Below are 19,188 nucleotides of genomic sequence, written 5' to 3' on the forward strand. Positions count from 1 at the left end.
AAAGAGACGCCTGTCTCTTTAGCCGTGCTCTCAGTTGGCAACAGCGGGCGCGGCAAAGACCGCGCGCTCTCGCAGCGGCAGAGACTTGCGGGAAAGGAAGAAGCGATGGGGAGATACATTTTTAAGAGAGTTGTATCGGCTATTGTCACCATTTGGTTTATCATGACTCTCACATTCGTATTGATGATGAATATACCGGGAGACCCGTTCACGGAAGACAAGGTTTTGTCGCCGGAGATCAAGCAGGCGGTATACGCCAAGTACGGCCTGGATAAACCGGTCTTCGAACAGTATATCACATATATGACCAATTATATGACGGGGGATTTCGGCGTCTCCTTCAAAAAAGTGGGGCTGACGACGAAGGAGATCATATTGAGCGGTTTCCCGTACTCACTGAAGATCGGCGCCTGGGCGTCCCTCTTCATTATTGTCGGAGGAGTGGCGATGGGGGTGGCTGCCGCCTTGCGGCAAAATCGCCTGACGGACAGAGGCGTTATGATCCTGTCCACACTGGGGGCCACCATACCCAGCTTCGTGCTGGCCTCGGTGTTCCTGTATGTGTTCAGTAAACAGCTGGGGTGGGTCCCGTCCTTTGGAGTGGGCACGTGGAAACACTATATCGGCCCGATCCTGTGCATATCCGCCTTCAATCTGGCTTTTCTGGCCAGATTGACCAGGACGTCTGTTCTGGAGGTCCTGCAGCAGGATTACATCAGAACGGCCAGGGCGAAGGGACTTTCCGAGTTCACTGTGGTGGGAAAGCATGTGCTGAGAAACGCGCTGATACCGGTCATCACGTATATCGGCCCGATGATCGCCACGATCCTCACGGGGTCCTTTGTGATAGAGAAGGTCTTTGGAATACCCGGCATCGGACAGTTGTTCACGTCGAGCATTCTGAACAGAGATTACACCCTTATCATGGGAATCACCGTATTTTTCGCCGTTTTTCTTGTAGTCCTGGTACTGATCGTGGACATCATTTATGTGCTGATCGATCCGCGAATCAAGTATGACTAGGAGGTAGCTATGGATCATAACAAAATAGACTCCGATATGTGGAAGGCGCTCGATGAAGAGGAAAAGGATGCGGAAAAGGTCGCAAGACCCAGCCTTACCTATATGCAGGACGCCTGGCGGCGTCTGAGAAAGAACAAAGTAGCGGTGGCGTCCCTGGTGGGCATTATACTGATCATTCTCTCCGCGGTTTTCGTGCCCTTTGTCTGGCATATCGGATATTCGGAGCAGGTCCTGGATTTTTCCAATATTCCGCCGGTGCTGGACATCTATAATGTGGGCGACGATAAATATATCTATGTGACCAAGGAATACAAAGCGATCCAGGTGGACGCCGACGGGACGCTTTTGAAGAAATGTACGGTCTTGAAAGAAGATGTGAATAATCGCACGTGTCTGTACGAGCTGGACGGCAGTCAGATCACGGTGGATTACAGCCTGTATTTCAAAGCCAAGAGCAAGTATGCGGATCTGGAGAGGCGGGCGCAGAACGACCCGTCCATCAATCTGGGAGAAGCGCTGCACGAGCTGGAAAGCACGAAAAAGTGTGAAGTGTCGGTGGACGGAAGAGTGGTGGAGCCTGAAAAGCAGGTGAGAAACAAGACTTATATCATGGGAACGGATTATCTGGGAAGAGATCTGTTTATCCGCGTGATCCACGGCGCCAGAATATCTCTTTTAGTGGGATTTGCCGCAGCTCTGGTCAACTTTGTGATCGGTGTGTTCTACGGGGGTATTTCCGGGTATTTTGGCGGCAGAGTGGACAACGTTATGATGCGTATCTGCGACACCATAGATTCCATACCGACAACGCTGTACGTCATCCTGTTTATGGTGGTATTGGAAGCGGGACTTGGAACCATCATTCTGGCCCTGAGTATCACTTATTGGGTGGGCATGGCGCGGATCGTCAGAGGTCAGGTACTGGCCATGAAAGAACAGGAATTTGTCCTGGCCGCTTTGTCCCTAGGCGCTTCCCTGCCGAGGATCCTGGGCAGGCATCTGGTGCCCAACATGATGGGACCCATCATGGTAGCGATCACCATGCAGATCCCCAACGCTATTTTTACGGAAGCGTTTCTGAGCTTCGTGGGATTGGGAATATCGGCGCCCATGGCTTCCTGGGGAAGTCTGTGCAACGACGCGCTGGGAGGATTGTTTACCTATCCCTATCAATTATTTTTCCCGGCCATTGCCATCTCAGTGACTATGCTGGCTTTCAATCTGCTGGGCGACGGCCTGCGCGACGCCCTTGATCCGAAACAGAGAAAATAACAGGGAGGAGAGATAAGATGAACGAAACATTGTTAAAGGTCGAAGATCTCAGGACCTCCTTTTTCACCCATCTGGGGGAAGTAAAAGCCATCAGGGGCGTCAGCTTTTCCGTTCGGAAAGGGGAAGCCATCGGGATCGTGGGAGAGTCGGGAAGCGGCAAAAGCGTCACCTCCCTGTCCATCATGAGACTGCTGCAGCACCCGGGCAAAGTGACGGGCGGCAGTATCGTCTTCAAAGATCAGGAAATATTGAAAATAACCGAAAAAGAGATGCGGAGCATAAGGGGAAATGAGATCGCCATGATCTTTCAGGATCCCATGACGTCTCTGAATCCGGTATTCACAGTGGGAAATCAGATCGTGGAGTCCCTCAGAAAGCATCAGAAGATGTCGAAGGAAGAGGCCGGAAAGAAAGCGGTTGATATATTGAAAATGGTCGGGATTCCTGACCCTGCCAAAAGAGCAAACAACTTTCCTCATGAATTTTCAGGAGGAATGCGCCAGAGAGCGATGATCGCCATCGCCCTGTCCTGCCAGCCGGATCTGCTCATCGCAGACGAACCCACCACGGCGCTGGACGTGACCATACAGGCGCAGATACTGGAGCTGATGAAATCCCTGAATCAGAAGCTGGATATGTCCACCATACTGATCACCCACGATCTCGGCGTTGTGGCCGACGTGTGCTCCCGCATCATCGTCATGTACGGCGGCCTGATCATGGAAGAGGGGAGCAAGGAGGACATCTTTTACCGGCCGAGACACCCCTATACCATGGGACTGCTTAAATCGATCCCGAAGATCAACAACGAAAAACAGCGGCTGATCCCCATTACGGGAACCCCGCCGGATCTTTTGAACCCACCCTCGGGATGTCCGTTCTACGCGCGCTGCAAGTATGCCATGGTCATATGCAGGACGAAGCAGCCGCCCTATTTTGAGGTGGATGAAGGCCATCGCACCATGTGCTGGCTGCTCCATCCGGAAGCGCCCGGAAATGCAGATTATGAAGCTCAGCAAGGGGGGGTCAGAAGTGAAGCTGGAAGACAGTAAGAAAATAGAAGACGGTAAGAACGATATCTTATTGGAAGTGAAGGGGCTGAAGAAATATTTCACCAAGTCTTCAGGCCTGATCAAAAAGCGGGTGGATTACATCAAAGCCGTGGACGATGTTTCTTTTCACATCAGACGGGGCGAAACGCTGGGGCTCGTAGGCGAGTCCGGCTGCGGCAAATCCACCCTGGGAAGGACCGTCATGCGGCTGTACCAGCCTACGGAAGGACAGATCCTATACCGCGGGACGGACATCGCCGGCTTTGACAAAAAGCAGCTGATGCCTTACCGCAAAAAAATACAGATGATCTTTCAGGACCCTTACGCATCCTTGAACGCCAGAATGACAGTGGCCGACATTATAGGGGAGCCGCTGGATATCCATAAAATATCCACGGGGAAGGAGCGGCAGGAACGGATCTACGCGCTGCTGGACGCCGTGGGGCTGGGAAAGGATCACGCCAGCCGCTATCCCCACGAGTTTTCAGGGGGACAGCGTCAGCGGATCGGGATCGCCAGAGCTCTGGCCGTGGACCCTGAATTCATCGTGTGCGACGAGCCCATCTCCGCGCTGGATGTATCGATCCAGGCCCAGGTGATCAACATGCTGGACGATTTTCAGCAGGAAAGACAGCTTACCTATCTGTTTATCGCCCATGATCTTTCCATGGTAAAACACATATCGAACCGGGTGGGGGTCATGTATCTGGGAAATCTGGTGGAGGTGACGGAGAGCAATGAGCTGTACCGGAGCCCTCTTCACCCGTATACGCAGGCACTGCTGTCCGCCATTCCCGTTCCGGACCCTGCGGCCGCGGAGCAGGCCCGGCGGATCGCGCTGGAGGGAGACGTTCCCAGTCCCTTAAACCCGCATTCAGGGTGTAAGTTCAGGACCCGATGCCGGTTCGCCACGGAGAGGTGCCGGGAGGAGCTTCCGGAGCTGAAGGATACGGGAGGCGGTCACTACGTGGCCTGCCATTTGGTAGATCAATAGGTCGGAACGCCTGAAGGCAGAATGAGAGGGCGCTGATCTGATGAGAGAATAATACGGCGGAGGTATAAAAATGTACGATATTATCATAAAAAACGGCGAGATCCTGGACGGAAGCGGCGGCGCGGCTTATGTGGCCGATGTGGCGGTCAGGGACGGAAAGATCGTAAAGATCGGAAAACTGGACGGCGAGGAATGCCGCCGGGTGATCGATGCGGAAGGCAGATGCGTGACCCCGGGATTCTTTGACGTTCATTCTCACGGCGACGGAACGATCATGATGTTTCCGGGAGCGGAAAGCCATCTGATGCAGGGGATCACCACTTTCATCGGAGGACTGTGCGGCGATTCGGTGGCTCCGCTGAATCCGCGGCTGTATTTTCGGAATTTCTGGGAGTATGACAATTGGCATCAGGTGGACGGTCACCTGTATGAGGCCGACCTGCTTCAGGACGCTCAAAAGACCAGGGAGTTTCTGGAAAAGGCTTATGATATCCGGTTTAACTGGGAAACCTTTGAGGAATACCTGTCCATGCTTGAGGAACTGGGAATGTCCATCAACTTCATCCCCCTTGTGGGCCATTCTGAAATGCGTGTAGTGGCCATGGACACCATATCGGACCAGAGACGGCCTTCTGCGGAAGAGCTGCAGAAGATGCGTCTCATCGCCGAGGAGGCCATGGAGGCAGGCGCCTGGGGATTTTCCACAGGGCTGGACTACGCGCCCAGCAAGTTCGCCTATGACGAGGAGATCGACGCGATCCTGGACGTGGTGAAAAAGCACGACGGATTTTACAGCACCCACTGGAGAACAAGTCACATGCACGCCGATCCCTTCCATCGGTTCAGCAAGAAGGACGGCCTGCTCCACGCCTGCGAAACGGCCAGAAGAAACGGCGTCCGCGCGGAGATATCCCATCTGTCCTCCGTATATGAAATTTATCCCTGGGGGACCGACCGGATCGAGAGGACGCTGGCTGACGAGACCATGAAGATCGTGGATGAATATAACGCAAACGGCGCGGATCTGGTGTTCAACATCGCGCCCAATACCACCTATGGCTTCAAATGCGTGCCTTACCTGATCATGTATTTCGCCCCGCTGGTGAAGCAGTCCGGCGGACCGGAGCAGTTCATCGAGAATCTGAAGTATAAGGAGTACGTGGAGGATGTGAGGAAATTGATCCTCAGCAGGCGCAGCCGTGTGTTCGCTCCTGCGGCCACAGGAAACTGGGGAGATCGGATCACGGTCACCCAGAGCAGGATCCCGGGGCTGGCAGGTCACACCATACGGCAGCTGGCGGATCAGAAAGGATTGAGCTGTATGGACACCGTCTTTGAACTGTTGAGACAGGATCCTTACATCAACGTTAAGGAAGATGTGATCAGCTATGCCGCCGTGGAGGAATTCCTGTCCCATGAAAAGTGCATGGTCTGTCTGGACGGGTATATTTTCGATAATGCAAGCACCTTCGGCGTGGGCAAAGAGATCCCGGAAATACTTCCCAACCCCACAGGATACTGCGGATTTCCACTGTTCCTGAAGAAGTTTGGCGCGGTGGGAAGCCGGGAGGAAAAGATCAAGAAGATCACCGGAAATGTGGCGGCGTGGTACGGCATTGAAAACCGCGGATTGATCAAAGAGGGATACTGGGCGGATATCAATGTGATCGACATGGACGCTCTGGATCCCAGGGAAGATCATATTCATCCCATGACCTATCCGAAGGGGATCGAATATGTGATCGTAAACGGAGAACCGGTGGTAGAGGATGGCGTACATACCCAGCGCAGAGCGGGAAGAGTCCTCAGAAAGAACAGGAAAACCGAGTAGTAGGAAAGCCGACGGGTGGTCAGAAGCTGCGGAAGCCGCGTCAGATCGGGAGAGGACGCGTCTGACAGAAGACCCGCGGCAGTGCTGGAGGGAAAAGCAATGCTTCAATGCTTGTCGGACATCTTTTCCGGACAGGGTCTTGTCCGGGTGAGAGAGGGAATTCCGGTAACAATCAAAAGAATTTTTTGCGTGAATGAAGAGACGACGGGGGAGATCCTCCGTCTGTACGTAGATATAGCGGCCCGGCTGGGGGTAGAGGCCGCGGGCATGGAGCTGCCTGTAACGGGAGATCAGGCGGAAGACGCTCTGACCGCCAGACTGTGCAGGGAGGTGAAGGAAGGCTTCTGCGAGCTGCGGCTGGAAGAGGGAGGCGTCTGTCTCTGCGCGTCTTCCGGGGCGGATCTAAAACGAGGCGCCGAGTATCTCGTCACCTGCTACCCCTGGGACGGCAGGGGACGGACCATCCGGCAGCTGGCGGAGGCCGCCGGGAGCCGCTGTGTGGAGCGGATACGCATCGCCTGTGCGGATCTGCAGGTGACGGAGCTGACGTGCCGGGCAGAGGGGAAACAGATCTCTGTTTATCCTGAGACAGCCGGGAACGGACAAAGGGGGAAGGGTGATGACAGTGGGACGGGCACGGAATGCTGGGGATGCCGGGCTTCTTACGACAGGGCAAAAAAGCATCTGAGGCAGAATCTGGACGTCCGCGTGATCGTGGAAACGACGGATGCAGAGGACCTTACAGTCCTGGCGGAGCCGCTGATGACCGCGGCTCTCCGGCTGGCGCTGGAAAATTATGAAACGGTGTATCCCTATGGGATCCCTGTTCCGGGAAGGAAATATCGAAATGTGCGCGTCCGCCTGACAGAGGGTAAGGCGTCTGTCAGGGCCGTGGAAGACGGATACCTTTTTTCTGGCAGCTCCGCAGGGCTGACTGATCTGACGCACCGCTGGGCGTCTGCGGATCAGGATCCCTTCGCCTCTCCGCTGATCGCAGATCTGGAGCGCACTCTGTCCTGCAGAAATGAGCTGGGGCAGGCGGCTTTCGCAGTGACGGAGGCGGGGACCGCCGCAGGCGGGATAAATGTCGTCTGTGGGACGGCAGCCGTCGGGACGGAAGGCGTCGGGGCGGGCTGCAAGACCGCGAAGAACGGAAGGCGCGTGCTGGTTACGAGAGAATACGCCGGCGGGCTGGTGGACAGAGAAAAGCTGGAGCTGTTTCTGAACGACAGGATAGGTCCCACCGTGCTCAAAAACTTTAACGACGAGAAAGAGATCATGCGCTGTACGTACAAACGCTCCTGGGAGGGTCGGGATTTCATGGAGCTGTTTCGCACAGAATTGCTGCCCCGGGTGCAGCCCGGAGATCGGGTGACCGTATCCGGTCTTCTCAGCGAGGACGCCGACGTCAGAAGGAAGCTGGAGGCGGAGATCCGGGAAGAACTGGCTGGAAAAGGGGCGGGGACGTGCAGTGCGGAGATCCTGCGCTCCTTCAAGGGAGGGTACTGCTGGATCGAGGAGCGGGTGCTGCCGGAGCTCTGCGCCCTGGCAAAGACATGCCCGGTGACGTCGGTGAAGATCCAGTTTCCCTATTTATTAAATGAGCGGGGCGACGACACCTTTGAAGACGAATCTACGCCCAATTACGGTACCCATGTGGACGATCCCCAGAAATTTTTCGACATTCCCACCAGATGGCTTCAGGAGCTGTTCCCGGTGGATGAGCTCATAGCGGAAAAGCTGGGTATCGCAAGGGACGCCGTGGTATTTCTGAGAGAGGACGACCTGCCCTGTACCTACCGTCTGCAGGCGTTGGGAGAAGCGGGAGAGATTCTGTACGAAGATGATTTCGACGTGAAATATGTTGGGAAGCACTATATCGAAAAGTATCCCCAGATCGGCACCACCCATGTGACCACAGGCTGGATACGGGGGGAGATCAACGGAAAAACCGTGTTGGACTCCCGCGTCGTCACCGATACGGAAAAAGTATGGGGAATACTGGAAAATGAAGTGATCCCCCGGCTGGAAGGCTATCTTACCAATCGCTATGGCGTCGCCGGGCTGGCGGAGGCCCAGCCGCTGTTCAACCGGCTGCAGCTGAATATATCCATGAGCGAGATGGATCTCGATCTGGGCTTCCGGCAGGAGCGGATCTCCACTGCTGAAGCCATGCAGGAAGATCTTTATTTCTATCTGCTGGACTGGTTTAAGACCTTCGGAGAACGGGAATGCGGCAGAGAACTGGACAACGTGGGCCTGATCATGCCCGAACCCGAGATCTGCAAGGGCGAAGATACCCAATTTGAAATGATCCTGTACGACGACTTTGCCCGGGGGGCGGAGCTCCGCGCAAGGGAAGGGATCGACCGGGGCGAGGGCATTCTGCCCATTCCGCCGCTGGATGTGAAGCTCCTGCCGGAGGAGATATTCCTAGAGGACGGCGGGAAGGGCGGAAACGCTGCGCTGCATATTGCGCTCCGGGTATCGGCAGAGTCCGAAGAGGGCGGAAAAGCGGGAAAAACCGGAGACGCCGGAGAGGAAGCCGCGGAAGCGGCGGCCCGGGGCGGCGTTTTGGAGCGGGCGGCAGTCCTGGCCGAGATGATAGAGACAGGCGTGGTGGATCTTTACGCTGACAGCCCTGTTTTCATCGAGGTGAGAAACGGTGCGGAAAAGGTGCTGATCAAAATTCCGCGGCACGAGCCGGTCCCGTCCCGCCTGAGTCCGGAGGAAAAGGAACGGCTGATCGCAAACGAGGTGGTGGATTACCGCCAGTATCTGGAGCTCCTGCAGTTCTACGACGGCAGGGAAGGACTGCGGATCATCCCGGTGGAGACTACCTACAAGGGCAGAAAAATCTTTGCGGTGGAGTGCGTGCGCAGGGGCAAAGGCGTGTGCTGTTCGGAGAGCAAGCTGGTCTGCGAACGCATCTCCTCGGCCTTTACGGCCCGGCATCACGGGAATGAATCCTCCAGTCTCAATTCCACGTTTATGCTGCTGGACCGGCTGCTCACGGATCTGAGCCCGGAACTGGATAAGATCAACGCGGTCCTGGTACCGTTTATCAATATCGACGGCGGTATGCTTCACTGCGGCGTGCAGCGCAGGCATCCCAAATGGCTCTGCCATCCCGCCAGATACAACAGCGCGGGCTTTGAATTCCGCAAGGATTTCAATAATCCCCACAGTATATACGGCGAGGCGCGGATGCTTGGAAAGCTGTGGGACCGCTATCTTTTCGACGTGATCACGGATAATCACGGTTTCGAGGGCCACGAGCTCTGCCAGCCTTTTTCCGGCTACATTTCGCCCTGGTACAAGAGCTTTTGGGTGCCCAGGGCCCTGTACTACGGCTACGTATGGTTTCAGGGGCATATGGAGCACATGGTGCGGATCGGAAGCGAGATCAGGAAGAAGGTTTCTGACGGGATCAACGGAGACGAAGAGATCCATCGGCTGAATCAGGAATTTGCCGACCGATTCTGCAAATATGCGGAAAAGTGGTTCCCGGAACTCTTTAAGCTGGAGCGTTTCAACGATGTGGTCTTTTACTGGATCGATACGGATGAAAGACCCAGGGAGGCTAACTACGGGGTGCGCAATCCTGAGATCACAGCCATCGACTGGACCACGGAGGTGGCGGATGAGACGGCGGTGGGAGACTACATGGCTCTCAACGCCCGGGCGCACCACATTTCCGATCTGGCAGTCTTTGAGGTGATGCGGGAGTGCAGTCTGATCGTAGACCGGTCCGTGAGCAGTGAAAACGGGGTCCGCACCTACACGAGATTTCGCAGACATCCCCTTTATTCTGAAGGGGGAGTGGAGCTATGAAGCCCGTGACGGGAGAAGAGATAGCAGTTCCAGGCGGAGAGACCGGATACAAGCGGGTGGTGGGCCCGGAGGCCTTCCTGTTTCTCCTGGCGGCCGCCGTTTTGCTGGGAATGATGTGCCATATTATGGGCGCCGTCAATATGGTAAATACGCTGATGAACACAGCTTATTCGCTGTTGATGGATACGGTGTTTTATATTATGGCCATCGCGGTGCTGGCCGGAGCCGTATCGGGCCTGTTGTCCGAGTTTGGTGTGGTGGCGCTGCTCAACAGACTGCTGTCCCCGCTGATGGGACCTCTTTACGGCCTGCCGGGGGCCAGCGCCGTGGGTGTGATGGCCACGTATCTGTCAGACAACCCGGCGATCCTGACCCTGGCTGAGGATCGGAATTTTCGCCGGTATTTTAAGATGTATCAGCTTCCTGCCCTGACGAACATCGGCACCGCCTTCGGCATGGGGCTGATCATCACTTCTTTTGTCATCGGCCTGCGGGGGCCCGGTGGAGAGAGCTTTATCAAAGCGGCTCTGGTGGGAAACCTGGGGGCGGTGGCGGGAAGCATCGTCAGCGCCAGGCTGATGCTGCTCAAAACGAAAAGACTCTACGGAGACGCGCCGCTGCCCGGGGAAGCAGGTATGTACGGAGGGGCTGCGGCGGATGAAAATCTGCGCCTGGTGCGGCAGGGCGGCGTTGGCACGCGTTTTATCGAGGCCATGCTCTCCGGCGGCAGAAACGGCGTGGACATGGGGCTTGCCATCGTCCCCGGCGTGCTGATCATCTGCTCTGTGGTAATGATGCTGACCAACGGACCCGGTGAAACGGGCGGCTATACTGGAGCCGCCTTTGAAGGAGTCGCCTTCCTGCCCTGGCTGGCTCAGAAGCTGAGTTTTGTCATCGAACCGCTTTTCGGGTTCTCCTCCCCTGAGGCGGCTGCGGTGCCGATCACAGCGTTGGGCGCGGCTGGGGCGGCCATCGGGCTGATCCCGAAAATGATAAGGCAGGGGCTTGCGGACGCGGGCGATGTGGCGGTGTTCACAGCCATGTGCATGTGCTGGAGCGGTTATCTCAGCACCCACGTGGCCATGATGGACAGTCTTCATTTCCGCAGCCTTACGGGCCACGCCATCCTCTGCCATACCATCGGCGGTATCTGCGCGGGAGTGACCGCCAACCTGATCTTCGGCCTGGTGTGCTGACGCCAAATAGCACTTGAAATAACAAAATAAAAATGTTATCCTTTAAATAGAAAAAAGAACAGTCGCCCACAAGGTGGGTTGACCGATAAAGGAAACATAGAAATGCCACCCTAACTGGTCAAAGTTTAAAGCGGGTGGTTTTTCTATGTCAGCCTAATGACAGTTCAAAAAAATGAATGTCAGCAATGCCAATACGAACATTCCAAAGGCCATAAGGTCTTTAAAGTCGAAATGTTTCATATCCATCACCCCCATTCTATGTAGAATGAAGGCCAAACCACCCTATAATACGACTGTTCTTCAGGAAAAGATTATCATAAAATTTAATTGATGTCAAATATTAGAAAATGTATTGCGCTGCAAATATACAGCAAATACGCTGCAACGAGACCCGCCCCAGGTTCATCCTGGGGCGGGTCTCTGTCACAAGTGTCTGTTTATAAGGAGATGTTTATTCCTTGTTCGGCCCATGGTCTGTCCGTCCCTCACGGGCGGAGGACCTAGCTGGTTATTTCATCATTTCGGTCATGAAGACGCCCACGGATCTTCCGAACTCCACGGGCTGTCCCAGGCGATACAGCGTACGCTCGACAGCGGCCAGGGAACTGACCAGATCGTGCATGTCTGCGTTGCCCATGTGGCCGATGCGGAACATCTTGCCCGCGTAGGCGGCCAGACCGCCGGCCACGATGATGCCCTCTTCCTGAACGATGCTGCGGAAGGCGGCGTCGTCTACGCCGTCCATGTAGAGCACGTTGGAAAGAGTGGGCGCCTGATGGCCTTTTTCCGCCAGAATGCGGAAGCCCAGGCTCTCCAGGGCCAGACGCATGGCGGCAGCCTGTTTTTCATGCCGCGCATAACGGTTTTCCAGGCCCTCTTCCCTGATGATGCGCACCGCTTCTTTCATGGCCCAGATCAGGTTTACCGCCGGGGTGGCGAAATATTTCGAAGGATCTTCCATGATGGGGATCCATTTTGCGTAGTCCACATAGTACTCGGGAATGGTCTCGCCCAGGGAGGCTCTGCGCTCCAGAGATCTCTTTCCGGCGAAGACCAGAGCCAGACCGGGGGCTACGCCGAAGGCCTTCTGGGAGGCGGTGAGCAGCACGTCGATGTGCATGGGATCCACGTAGCATCTGGCTCCGGCCGTGGCGGCTACGCCGTCCACGATATAGATCGTATCCGGAAATTTTTTGTGCATCATTTCTCCGATCTCTTCGATGGGAGCCAGCACTCCTGTGGCCGTATCCACGTGAGACACGGTCATGGCTGCGTACTTCTTTTCAGAGAGCTTTTTTTCGATCTCTTCAACAGGAACGATCTTTCCCCACTCGCTTTGAATGACGTCCACATTCAGGTTCTTCCTTCTGGTGACATCCAGGAAGCGGTCGCCGAAGAAGCCGTGGGAGATGACCAGCACGTTGTCGCCTGCCTTTGTGTTGTTGGCGATGGCCATTTCCATGGCCAGGCTGCCGGTGCCTGCGATGACAAAAGCCTGACCGGAGCAGTCCATGATGGCTTTCAGATCTTCGATCACGCTCTTATAGTCCTTCACGAAATCCGGGTCGCCGAAAGCGCAGGTATCTCTGCCCATCTGGTCCTGTATGCTTCTGACTGTAGGACTGGGTCCCGGTATCATGACGATTTTTCTGTTGATCATTTTTTATCACCTTTTCCTTTCTTGATCTCGCTGATTTTCAGGTTCGGGAACCGGCCGCGGCGCTGTCTGCGCCCGGCCGCAGGCCGCTACCGGACGAACCGGTAGCCCCTGTGAATATTTACAATATCTCTGAGTATGGACGCTGCGGCGGGAGTCACGCCGGAAGCGCCGCCGATGAGGACCAGATCGCCCAGACTGTCGCAGGTATACCGGACCGCCTTGTTCTTGCCCTCCACACCGTACAGCAGATGATCCGGCCCCAGTTTTTCCAGGCGTACCGTCATAGACAGGGAACCGTCCTCCGACTTTTCCGTCTTGCCTACCAGCTTGTATTTTTTGCCTTCCGCCGCCGCAGCCGCCACCTCTTCCTTTGTGAGACGCGTGATGCCCTCCACTGAAACGTCCTTCAGCGTTTTGGAAAGCCCCATGTGAACGTTGGTCAGGATCAGCAGCTTTGTAGCGGTGTCCCAGCCCTCCACGTCCAGGGTTGGGTCGGTCTCCGCGATCCCGCATTCCTGCGCCTTCTTGAGGGCCTCTTCATAGCTGACGCCGTTTTCTTCCATATCCTTCAGAATGAAATTAGTGGTACCGTTTAAAACGCCTTCGATGGACAGGATGTCGGCGCCGGCCATGTCCATCATGCCGCCGTTCACAGAGGGAAGAGCGCCGCCGGTAGTGCAGCCGATGCCCAGCTGTACCCCGTGTTCCCTTGCCAGAGCCGCCAGCTCGTTGTAAGCGACCAGAACAGGCCCTTTGTCGGAGGTCACGGTGTGGACCCCCGCTGCCAGCAGGGAGCGGATGAAGGAGAGACCCGGTTCGCCGGTCTCCTTATTGGTTGGCGTCATGATCACGGCCAGATCCACATCTCCGGCGGCCAGAGCGGTTTCCAGAGTGACCTGCGGACCGCCGCCGGGAAACTTTGTGATATCCTTTTCCTTTGCCATGAAATCGATCAGTTCCGGCAGATCGATTCCACCGCTGTTATAGATTCCCCCGTAGTATTCGAGGATATAATTCACGCGGATCTCCAGACCGTCTCCGGCCAACGTTTCTTTTTTGTCTTCCAGAAGGCGAATGAGGGCTTTGCCCACTCCGCCGAAGCCGATCACGGCCAGTCTCATGGTTGTCTTTTCTGCTTGCTTCATAGTCTTTTCGTATCCTCTTTCCTTCCGCTGCACACTTCCCGCCGCAGATCTTTTGTCGCAGATCTTCTGCCGCAGGGTCCATGCCGCGGAGTATGCGTTTTCTACAGCGCGCCGATGTGGACCAGTTCCTCCCGGATGACGGCTTTCACCTCGTCGCCGGCCGGCCGCAGAGGTCTTCTGGGAAGCCCGCCCTGATAGCCCAGAAGATCCAGCGCAGCCTTCAGTCCCGCCACGCCGTAAGTGGCGGTGACAAGAGCGTTGATCTTCAGGAGTTTGAGCTGCAGGGCCTTCGCCTTGTCGAAGCGGCCCTCCTTTGCCAGGGAAACCAGACGGCAGCATTCATCGGGAAGGATGTTGGCCAGGGCCAGGGTGGCTCCCCGGGCGCCTACGGCCAGCGCCGGCAGCAAGTAACCGGTGTTTCCGGCAAAGACGGCGAAGTCCTCCGGAGTGTCGCGGACCGTCTCTGCGATCTGCACCACGTTCCCGCCGGTATCTTTGATCCCAACAATATTGGGATGTCTGGCCAGACGCGCGATGAGACCGGAGGTCAGATTGATCCCCGTGTTTCCGGGCATGTTGTAAAGCATGACCGGGACGGGGCATTCGTCGGCCACGTCGGTGAAATGACGGTAGAGGATCTCCTCTTTCATGCCGCCCTTATAATAGTTGGGGGGGAGGAGCAGCACGGCGTCCACCCCCAGAGCAGCCGCTTTTTTCGCCAGAGAGATAGTCTCCCGAGTGGATTCGCAGGACGCTCCGGCGATGATCTTTTTATCTTTTGTAAAGTTTTTCACAGTGAACTCGATCACCTGAAGTTTTTCCGCTTCCGACAGATAGACGAATTCTCCGTTTGAACCCAGAACGACGATGCCGTCCAGACCGGTACGGCTCCATTTGTCCAGGTTGTGTTTCAGTTTCCCATAGTCGATCTCCTCTTTCTCGTCAAAGGGAGTGACGATAGGAGTGTAGATACCGTTGAACATGCTCAGGACCTCCCGTTGATGACGCCCAGCGCCAGTAATGTGTCGTTTTTCCTTGTGGCGAGACCCGCCATGGTCCAGAGGACCACGCCGTCGGCCTCCGCGTAAAAGGCTTCCAGCTCTTTTACGCCGTGATAATCTGTGATGTTGGCAAGTTTCTGTCCTTTTACAAACCGGTCTCCCGGGTCCACAAAGCGGTTGTATACGCCGTTGCATCCCGAACGCAGACGGTAAAAGCTATCCAGTTCTACCTGACCGCTGTTTGTGGTGACGGCGTCGGATCTCAGCATGCCCAGCAGATCCAGCACATTCCTGACGCCCTGATAGTGCAGCGACCGGGTCTTTTCATCCACCAGGCCGATCCCGCCGATCTCCGGCTGGATGCAGGGGATCCCCAGTTCGGAGACGCTGGCGTAGAAGTTGCCGATATCGCTGGCTCCGGGGCCGTCTGATTCGGTAACGGCTATGTAGTCGAGGGCGTAGGCTCTGGCCATGGCGTGAGCCTTTTCGTCGATCTCCGTCCGACGGTCTGAATTTCTGTGATAGAACACATAGGGATGCAGATATTCGATGCTGTCGCCGCTGTGCATGTCGATGTGGTAATCGGCGCAGCTGACCAACTGATGCAGCAGAACGGTGGCGATCACTTCAGTGATGCTTCCGTCGGGATTTCCGGGGAACACATCGTTTAAATTTTTCTTGTCCAGCGGATTGACGAAACTCGTTTTGTGTGCAAAGGCTTCATAGTTGCACATGGTGCAGCCGATCACTGTCCCGGCGAGATCCTTCGGGTCGATGTCCTGATAGAGTTTCAGGTTTGCCGCGACGCCGGGATATTCGGTGCCGTGTACGCCCGAGGTGACGCAGAGCACAGGTCCGTCTTTTTCGCCGCTGATCACATAGTAGGGAAGTACGGTGGAGTTGCCCTTTGCGTCAGAGACGGGCAGGTCTTTAAAAAATTTCATTCCTGGTTTAATCTCTTCGCCAAACAGTTTAATCATAAAAATCTCTCCTTATTTTTTGTTGAACAGAGCCCTGGTAGCTTCAGCGATGCGGTCCATGGCCTTTTCAATGTTTTCGTAGGAGTTGGAGAAAGCTACGCGGAGATAACCCGCGCCGTATTCGCCGAAGGCGGAGCCGGGGATCATGGCCACTCCGGCCTGGTTCAGGTAATAGGCCGACGCTTCCTCGTCGCTGAGACCCAGTCGTTTTACATTGACAAAGCAGTAGAACGCTCCTTTGGGGGCGATACAGCTGAGCCCTTCTATCTGATTGATTCTAGCATAAACCAATTTTCTTCTGCGATCAAATTCTACCCGCATATCTTCCACGCAGTCCTGGGGTCCCCTCATGGCTGCTTCCGCGCCGTACTGGGCGAAGGAATTGGCGCAGGTAACCGTGTACTGCAGAACGCGGATCATGGCGCTGATAAATTCCTTGTTGGAGGATATGGCGAAACCGATCCTCCAGCCGGTCATGGAGTAGGACTTGGAAACGCCGTGGATCAGGATGGTCCGGTCTTTCATCCCATCCAGGGAAGCGATGCTGTAGTGAACGCCGTCGTCATAGATCAGCTTTTCGTAGATCTCGTCGGACAGCACGATGAGATCGTGCTTTACGGCGATGTCGGCGATGGCCTGGAGACTCTCCCGGCTCAGCAGGGAACCCGTGGGATTGTTGGGGGAATTGACGATGATCATTTTGGTTTTCGGAGTGATCAGACGTTCGATATCCTCCGGGACAACATTGAATTCATTTTCCTCCAGCAGCGGATAGGATACGGTCCGGGCGCCCACCAGATCCGCGCAGTAAAAGTAGTGCAGCCAGGAGGGGTTCGGAACCAGGACTTCGTCGCCGGGATCCAGAAGGGCGGTCATGGCGATGGATACGGCTTGATTGGCGCCCACGGCCACGATGACGTCGGACATCTGGTAGTCCAGTCCGTTATCCCGCTTCAGCTTTTCTGCCACGGCCTGACGCAGTTCTTCCGTGCCGTAATTGGAGGTATAGAAGACCATGCCGTCGTCCAGCGCTTTCTTGGCCGCTTCTTTAATATGGGCCGGCGTGTCGAAATTGGGACGCCCGATTCCCAGGTTGATGATGTCCTTTCCCTGCTTCTCCAGCTCGCCGGCGGCTTCGAAGACCTTCCGAATGCCGGAAAAAGGGATGTTGTCCATTTTGGTACTCTGTTTCATTTTGATAGTCATACGGTACTCCTTCCCGAAAAGAAAATATTTTTGATCGGATGCCAGTTTAAAGCTGCAAAAACTGTGCCAATTTTCAGGCGGGGATACATTGACAAACGGCCCCGGCTAGACTAACCTAAAGATGCGGACCGCAGATCGGGAAGAAAGGGGAGAGGCATCATGATAAAACAGTCATTTTTCCTGCAGGATACCTGCGAGATAATATCGGGTTTGTTCAACGTAGTCATCACCATTGTCGACAAGAGTTTCCTTCGAATTGCAGGCACAGATCATTACAAAGGGGAGATCGGAAAACCCGCTGTGAATCCCAATGTGTTTAAGAATGTGATGGAAAACGACAAGACCATCATCATCGACCACCCGGGGAAGGAGCCCGTGTGCAACGAATGCAGCAATAAAGACAATTGTCAGGAAAAAGCCGCTATCTACACGCCCCTGAAGGTGGACGGCGAGATCGTAGGAGGCGTGGGGATCATCGCCTTCACTGAAGAGCAGAAACGCAGCGCTATTTTCGACAACGAATTTTTCCTGCGTTTTACAGAAAAGCTTTCAGAGATGATCTCCAGCAAGATCGAAGCGGAGGAATACGCCAGAATTCTGGATATCAATCTGAAGGAGACTCTGGCCATCATAAATTCCGTCCACGACGGCGTGGTAGCCGTAAACGAAAAGGGGATCATCTATCAGATCAACGATTCCGCCAGTACTTTTTTCGGTCTCAAACGGGAACAATATATGGGCGTGCACATCGAAAGGCTGCTTTCCGGGCGGATCTTGGAGCGGATCAAAAAAGAGCGGAGCATCGTGGACGTGGAGGATAAGATCGATGTGGGCAAGACGAAGCTGCCCGTTCTGATCACAGCCCAGGCGATCGAGGGAGAGAAAGGACTCTACGGCACCGTGCTGATCTTCAAGAGCATGAAGGAGGCCAGTTCGATCGCCAGAAAGCTCCTTCACGAGGCCGACTATAAGGTAGGATTCGAGGATATCATCGGCGATTCCCAGGAGATCGAAAATGTGAAATTTCTGGCGCGAAAGGTGGCGGGAAGCAATTCTACGGTGCTGATCCGGGGCGAAAGCGGCACGGGGAAAGAGATGTTTGCCCGGGCCATCCACAATGCCAGCCCCAGAAGGGATGGGCCTTTTATCGCCGTAAACTGTGCGGCAATACCGGAACCCCTGCTGGAAAGCGAGCTCTTCGGTTATGAGGACGGGGCTTTTACGGGAGCGAAGAGGGGCGGAAAGATCGGAAAATGCGAGCTGGCCATCGGCGGCACGCTGTTTCTGGACGAGGTGGGCGACATTCCGCTGTTTCTGCAGTCCAAGTTCCTGCGTATGCTGCAGGAGCGCACCATCGAGCGGGTGGGCGGAAACAAGATCATCGCCGTAGATATCCGCATCATTGCCGCCACCAATCGGAATCTGGAGGAAATGCTGGAAAACAACGAGTTCAGAGAGGATCTGTACTATCGATTAAACGTCATTCCCATTTTCCTGCCCCCTCTGCGCAAGCGCAGGGAGGATATCATGGTAGTGAGCGAATACTTCCTGCGAAAATACGCCACAAGGCTGGGGAAAAACGTAAGTTCCCTGGCTGAGGACACCCAGGCTCTGCTGAATTCCTACAGCTGGCCGGGCAATCTCCGGGAGCTGGAAAACGCCATTGAATGCGCTGTAAATATAGAGACGGGGAAGAAGCTGACAGCCGCCAGCCTGCCGGAACGGATACTGAAAGCAAGCGATCCGCGGGAGTTTCTGGACGAGGGGGAAACGGGCGCTCCGTCCGCCGCAGCGGAGCATTTGAGGGAAGACGATCCCTTCCCGCTGAAGGAGAGCAGAAGGAAGACCGACGTAGATACGGTGATCAAGGCTCTGGACAAATACGGCTGGGATACGAAAGGAAAAAAAGTTGCTGCAAAAAGTCTTGGAATCGGTATCGCCACTCTGTACCGCATCCTGAACAAGTGATAAATGTGATAATTTTTATTGAATGT

At 55.2% G+C, this 19,188-nt stretch carries 13 protein-coding genes; 8 read left to right on the forward strand and 5 right to left on the reverse strand.

Annotation, left to right across the window (positions count from 1 at the left end; all coding sequences use genetic code 11):
* The first annotated feature begins 105 nt into the window (after positions 1–105).
* The 7 genes from E0E37_RS07745 (at position 106) to E0E37_RS07775 (ending at position 11,202) form a co-directional block, all read left to right on the forward strand.
* Positions 106–1,023, forward strand: coding sequence for an ABC transporter permease (locus E0E37_RS07745; RefSeq protein WP_130862465.1), 918 nt, complete (start codon positions 106–108; stop codon positions 1,021–1,023).
* Between the two features lie 9 nt (positions 1,024–1,032).
* Positions 1,033–2,295, forward strand: coding sequence for an ABC transporter permease (locus E0E37_RS07750; protein ID WP_130862466.1), 1,263 nt, complete (start codon positions 1,033–1,035; stop codon positions 2,293–2,295).
* A 17-nt stretch (positions 2,296–2,312) separates the two neighbouring features.
* Entirely contained in the window at positions 2,313–3,347 is a 1,035-nt protein-coding gene (locus tag E0E37_RS07755; RefSeq protein ID WP_130862467.1) for an ABC transporter ATP-binding protein, read from the forward strand.
* Positions 3,301–4,341 (forward strand): ABC transporter ATP-binding protein, encoded by a 1,041-nt coding sequence (locus tag E0E37_RS07760; RefSeq protein WP_130862468.1) that lies wholly within the window; start codon positions 3,301–3,303, stop codon positions 4,339–4,341. Before E0E37_RS07755 ends, E0E37_RS07760 begins: the two co-directional genes overlap by 47 nt.
* A gap of 70 nt (positions 4,342–4,411) precedes the next feature.
* A complete protein-coding gene (locus E0E37_RS07765; RefSeq protein WP_130862469.1) occupies positions 4,412–6,172 on the forward strand; it encodes an N-acyl-D-amino-acid deacylase family protein in 1,761 nt (586 codons plus the stop codon).
* 189 nt (positions 6,173–6,361) lie between these two features.
* Complete coding sequence (locus tag E0E37_RS07770; RefSeq protein ID WP_130862470.1) at positions 6,362–10,006, forward strand: M14 family metallopeptidase; 3,645 nt, start codon at positions 6,362–6,364, stop codon at positions 10,004–10,006.
* Positions 10,003–11,202 carry a CD0519/CD1768 family membrane protein gene (locus E0E37_RS07775; RefSeq protein WP_130862471.1) on the forward strand — a complete coding sequence of 400 codons (1,200 nt, stop codon included), beginning with the start codon at positions 10,003–10,005 and terminating at the stop codon, positions 11,200–11,202. Before E0E37_RS07770 ends, E0E37_RS07775 begins: the two co-directional genes overlap by 4 nt.
* Before the next feature lie 508 nt (positions 11,203–11,710).
* Here the strand turns inward: E0E37_RS07775 and E0E37_RS07780 are convergent.
* The 5 genes from E0E37_RS07780 to E0E37_RS07800 all read right to left on the reverse strand — a co-directional run bounded on the left by E0E37_RS07780 (position 11,711) and on the right by E0E37_RS07800 (position 17,194).
* Positions 11,711–12,862, reverse strand: a complete 1,152-nt coding sequence (locus E0E37_RS07780; RefSeq protein WP_130862472.1) for a pyridoxal-phosphate-dependent aminotransferase family protein — start codon at positions 12,860–12,862, stop codon at positions 11,711–11,713.
* Positions 12,863–12,948: 86 nt separating this feature from the next.
* The gene (locus E0E37_RS07785; RefSeq protein ID WP_246019664.1) at positions 12,949–14,007 is read right to left on the reverse strand and encodes a homoserine dehydrogenase; all 1,059 of its coding nucleotides are present in this window, start codon (positions 14,005–14,007) and stop codon (positions 12,949–12,951) included.
* A 101-nt stretch (positions 14,008–14,108) separates the two neighbouring features.
* The gene (gene dapA, locus E0E37_RS07790; protein ID WP_246019665.1) at positions 14,109–14,990 is read right to left on the reverse strand and encodes a 4-hydroxy-tetrahydrodipicolinate synthase; all 882 of its coding nucleotides are present in this window, start codon (positions 14,988–14,990) and stop codon (positions 14,109–14,111) included.
* A 2-nt stretch (positions 14,991–14,992) separates the two neighbouring features.
* A complete protein-coding gene (locus tag E0E37_RS07795) occupies positions 14,993–15,952 on the reverse strand; it encodes a M14 family metallopeptidase (protein ID WP_246019666.1) in 960 nt (319 codons plus the stop codon).
* Between the two features lie 48 nt (positions 15,953–16,000).
* Positions 16,001–17,194 carry a pyridoxal phosphate-dependent aminotransferase gene (locus E0E37_RS07800; RefSeq protein WP_246019667.1) on the reverse strand — a complete coding sequence of 398 codons (1,194 nt, stop codon included), beginning with the start codon at positions 17,192–17,194 and terminating at the stop codon, positions 16,001–16,003.
* Between the two features lie 159 nt (positions 17,195–17,353).
* On the opposite strand from E0E37_RS07800, the gene E0E37_RS07805 reads away from it, so the two are divergent.
* Positions 17,354–19,162, forward strand: coding sequence for a sigma 54-interacting transcriptional regulator (locus tag E0E37_RS07805; RefSeq protein WP_130862474.1), 1,809 nt, complete (start codon positions 17,354–17,356; stop codon positions 19,160–19,162).
* Positions 19,163–19,188 lie beyond the last annotated feature (26 nt).

Origin of the sequence: Bacilliculturomica massiliensis, assembly GCF_900605495.1 — a bacterium.
In the GTDB taxonomy this organism is placed as follows: Bacteria; Bacillota; Clostridia; order Peptostreptococcales; family Anaerovoracaceae; genus Bacilliculturomica; species Bacilliculturomica massiliensis.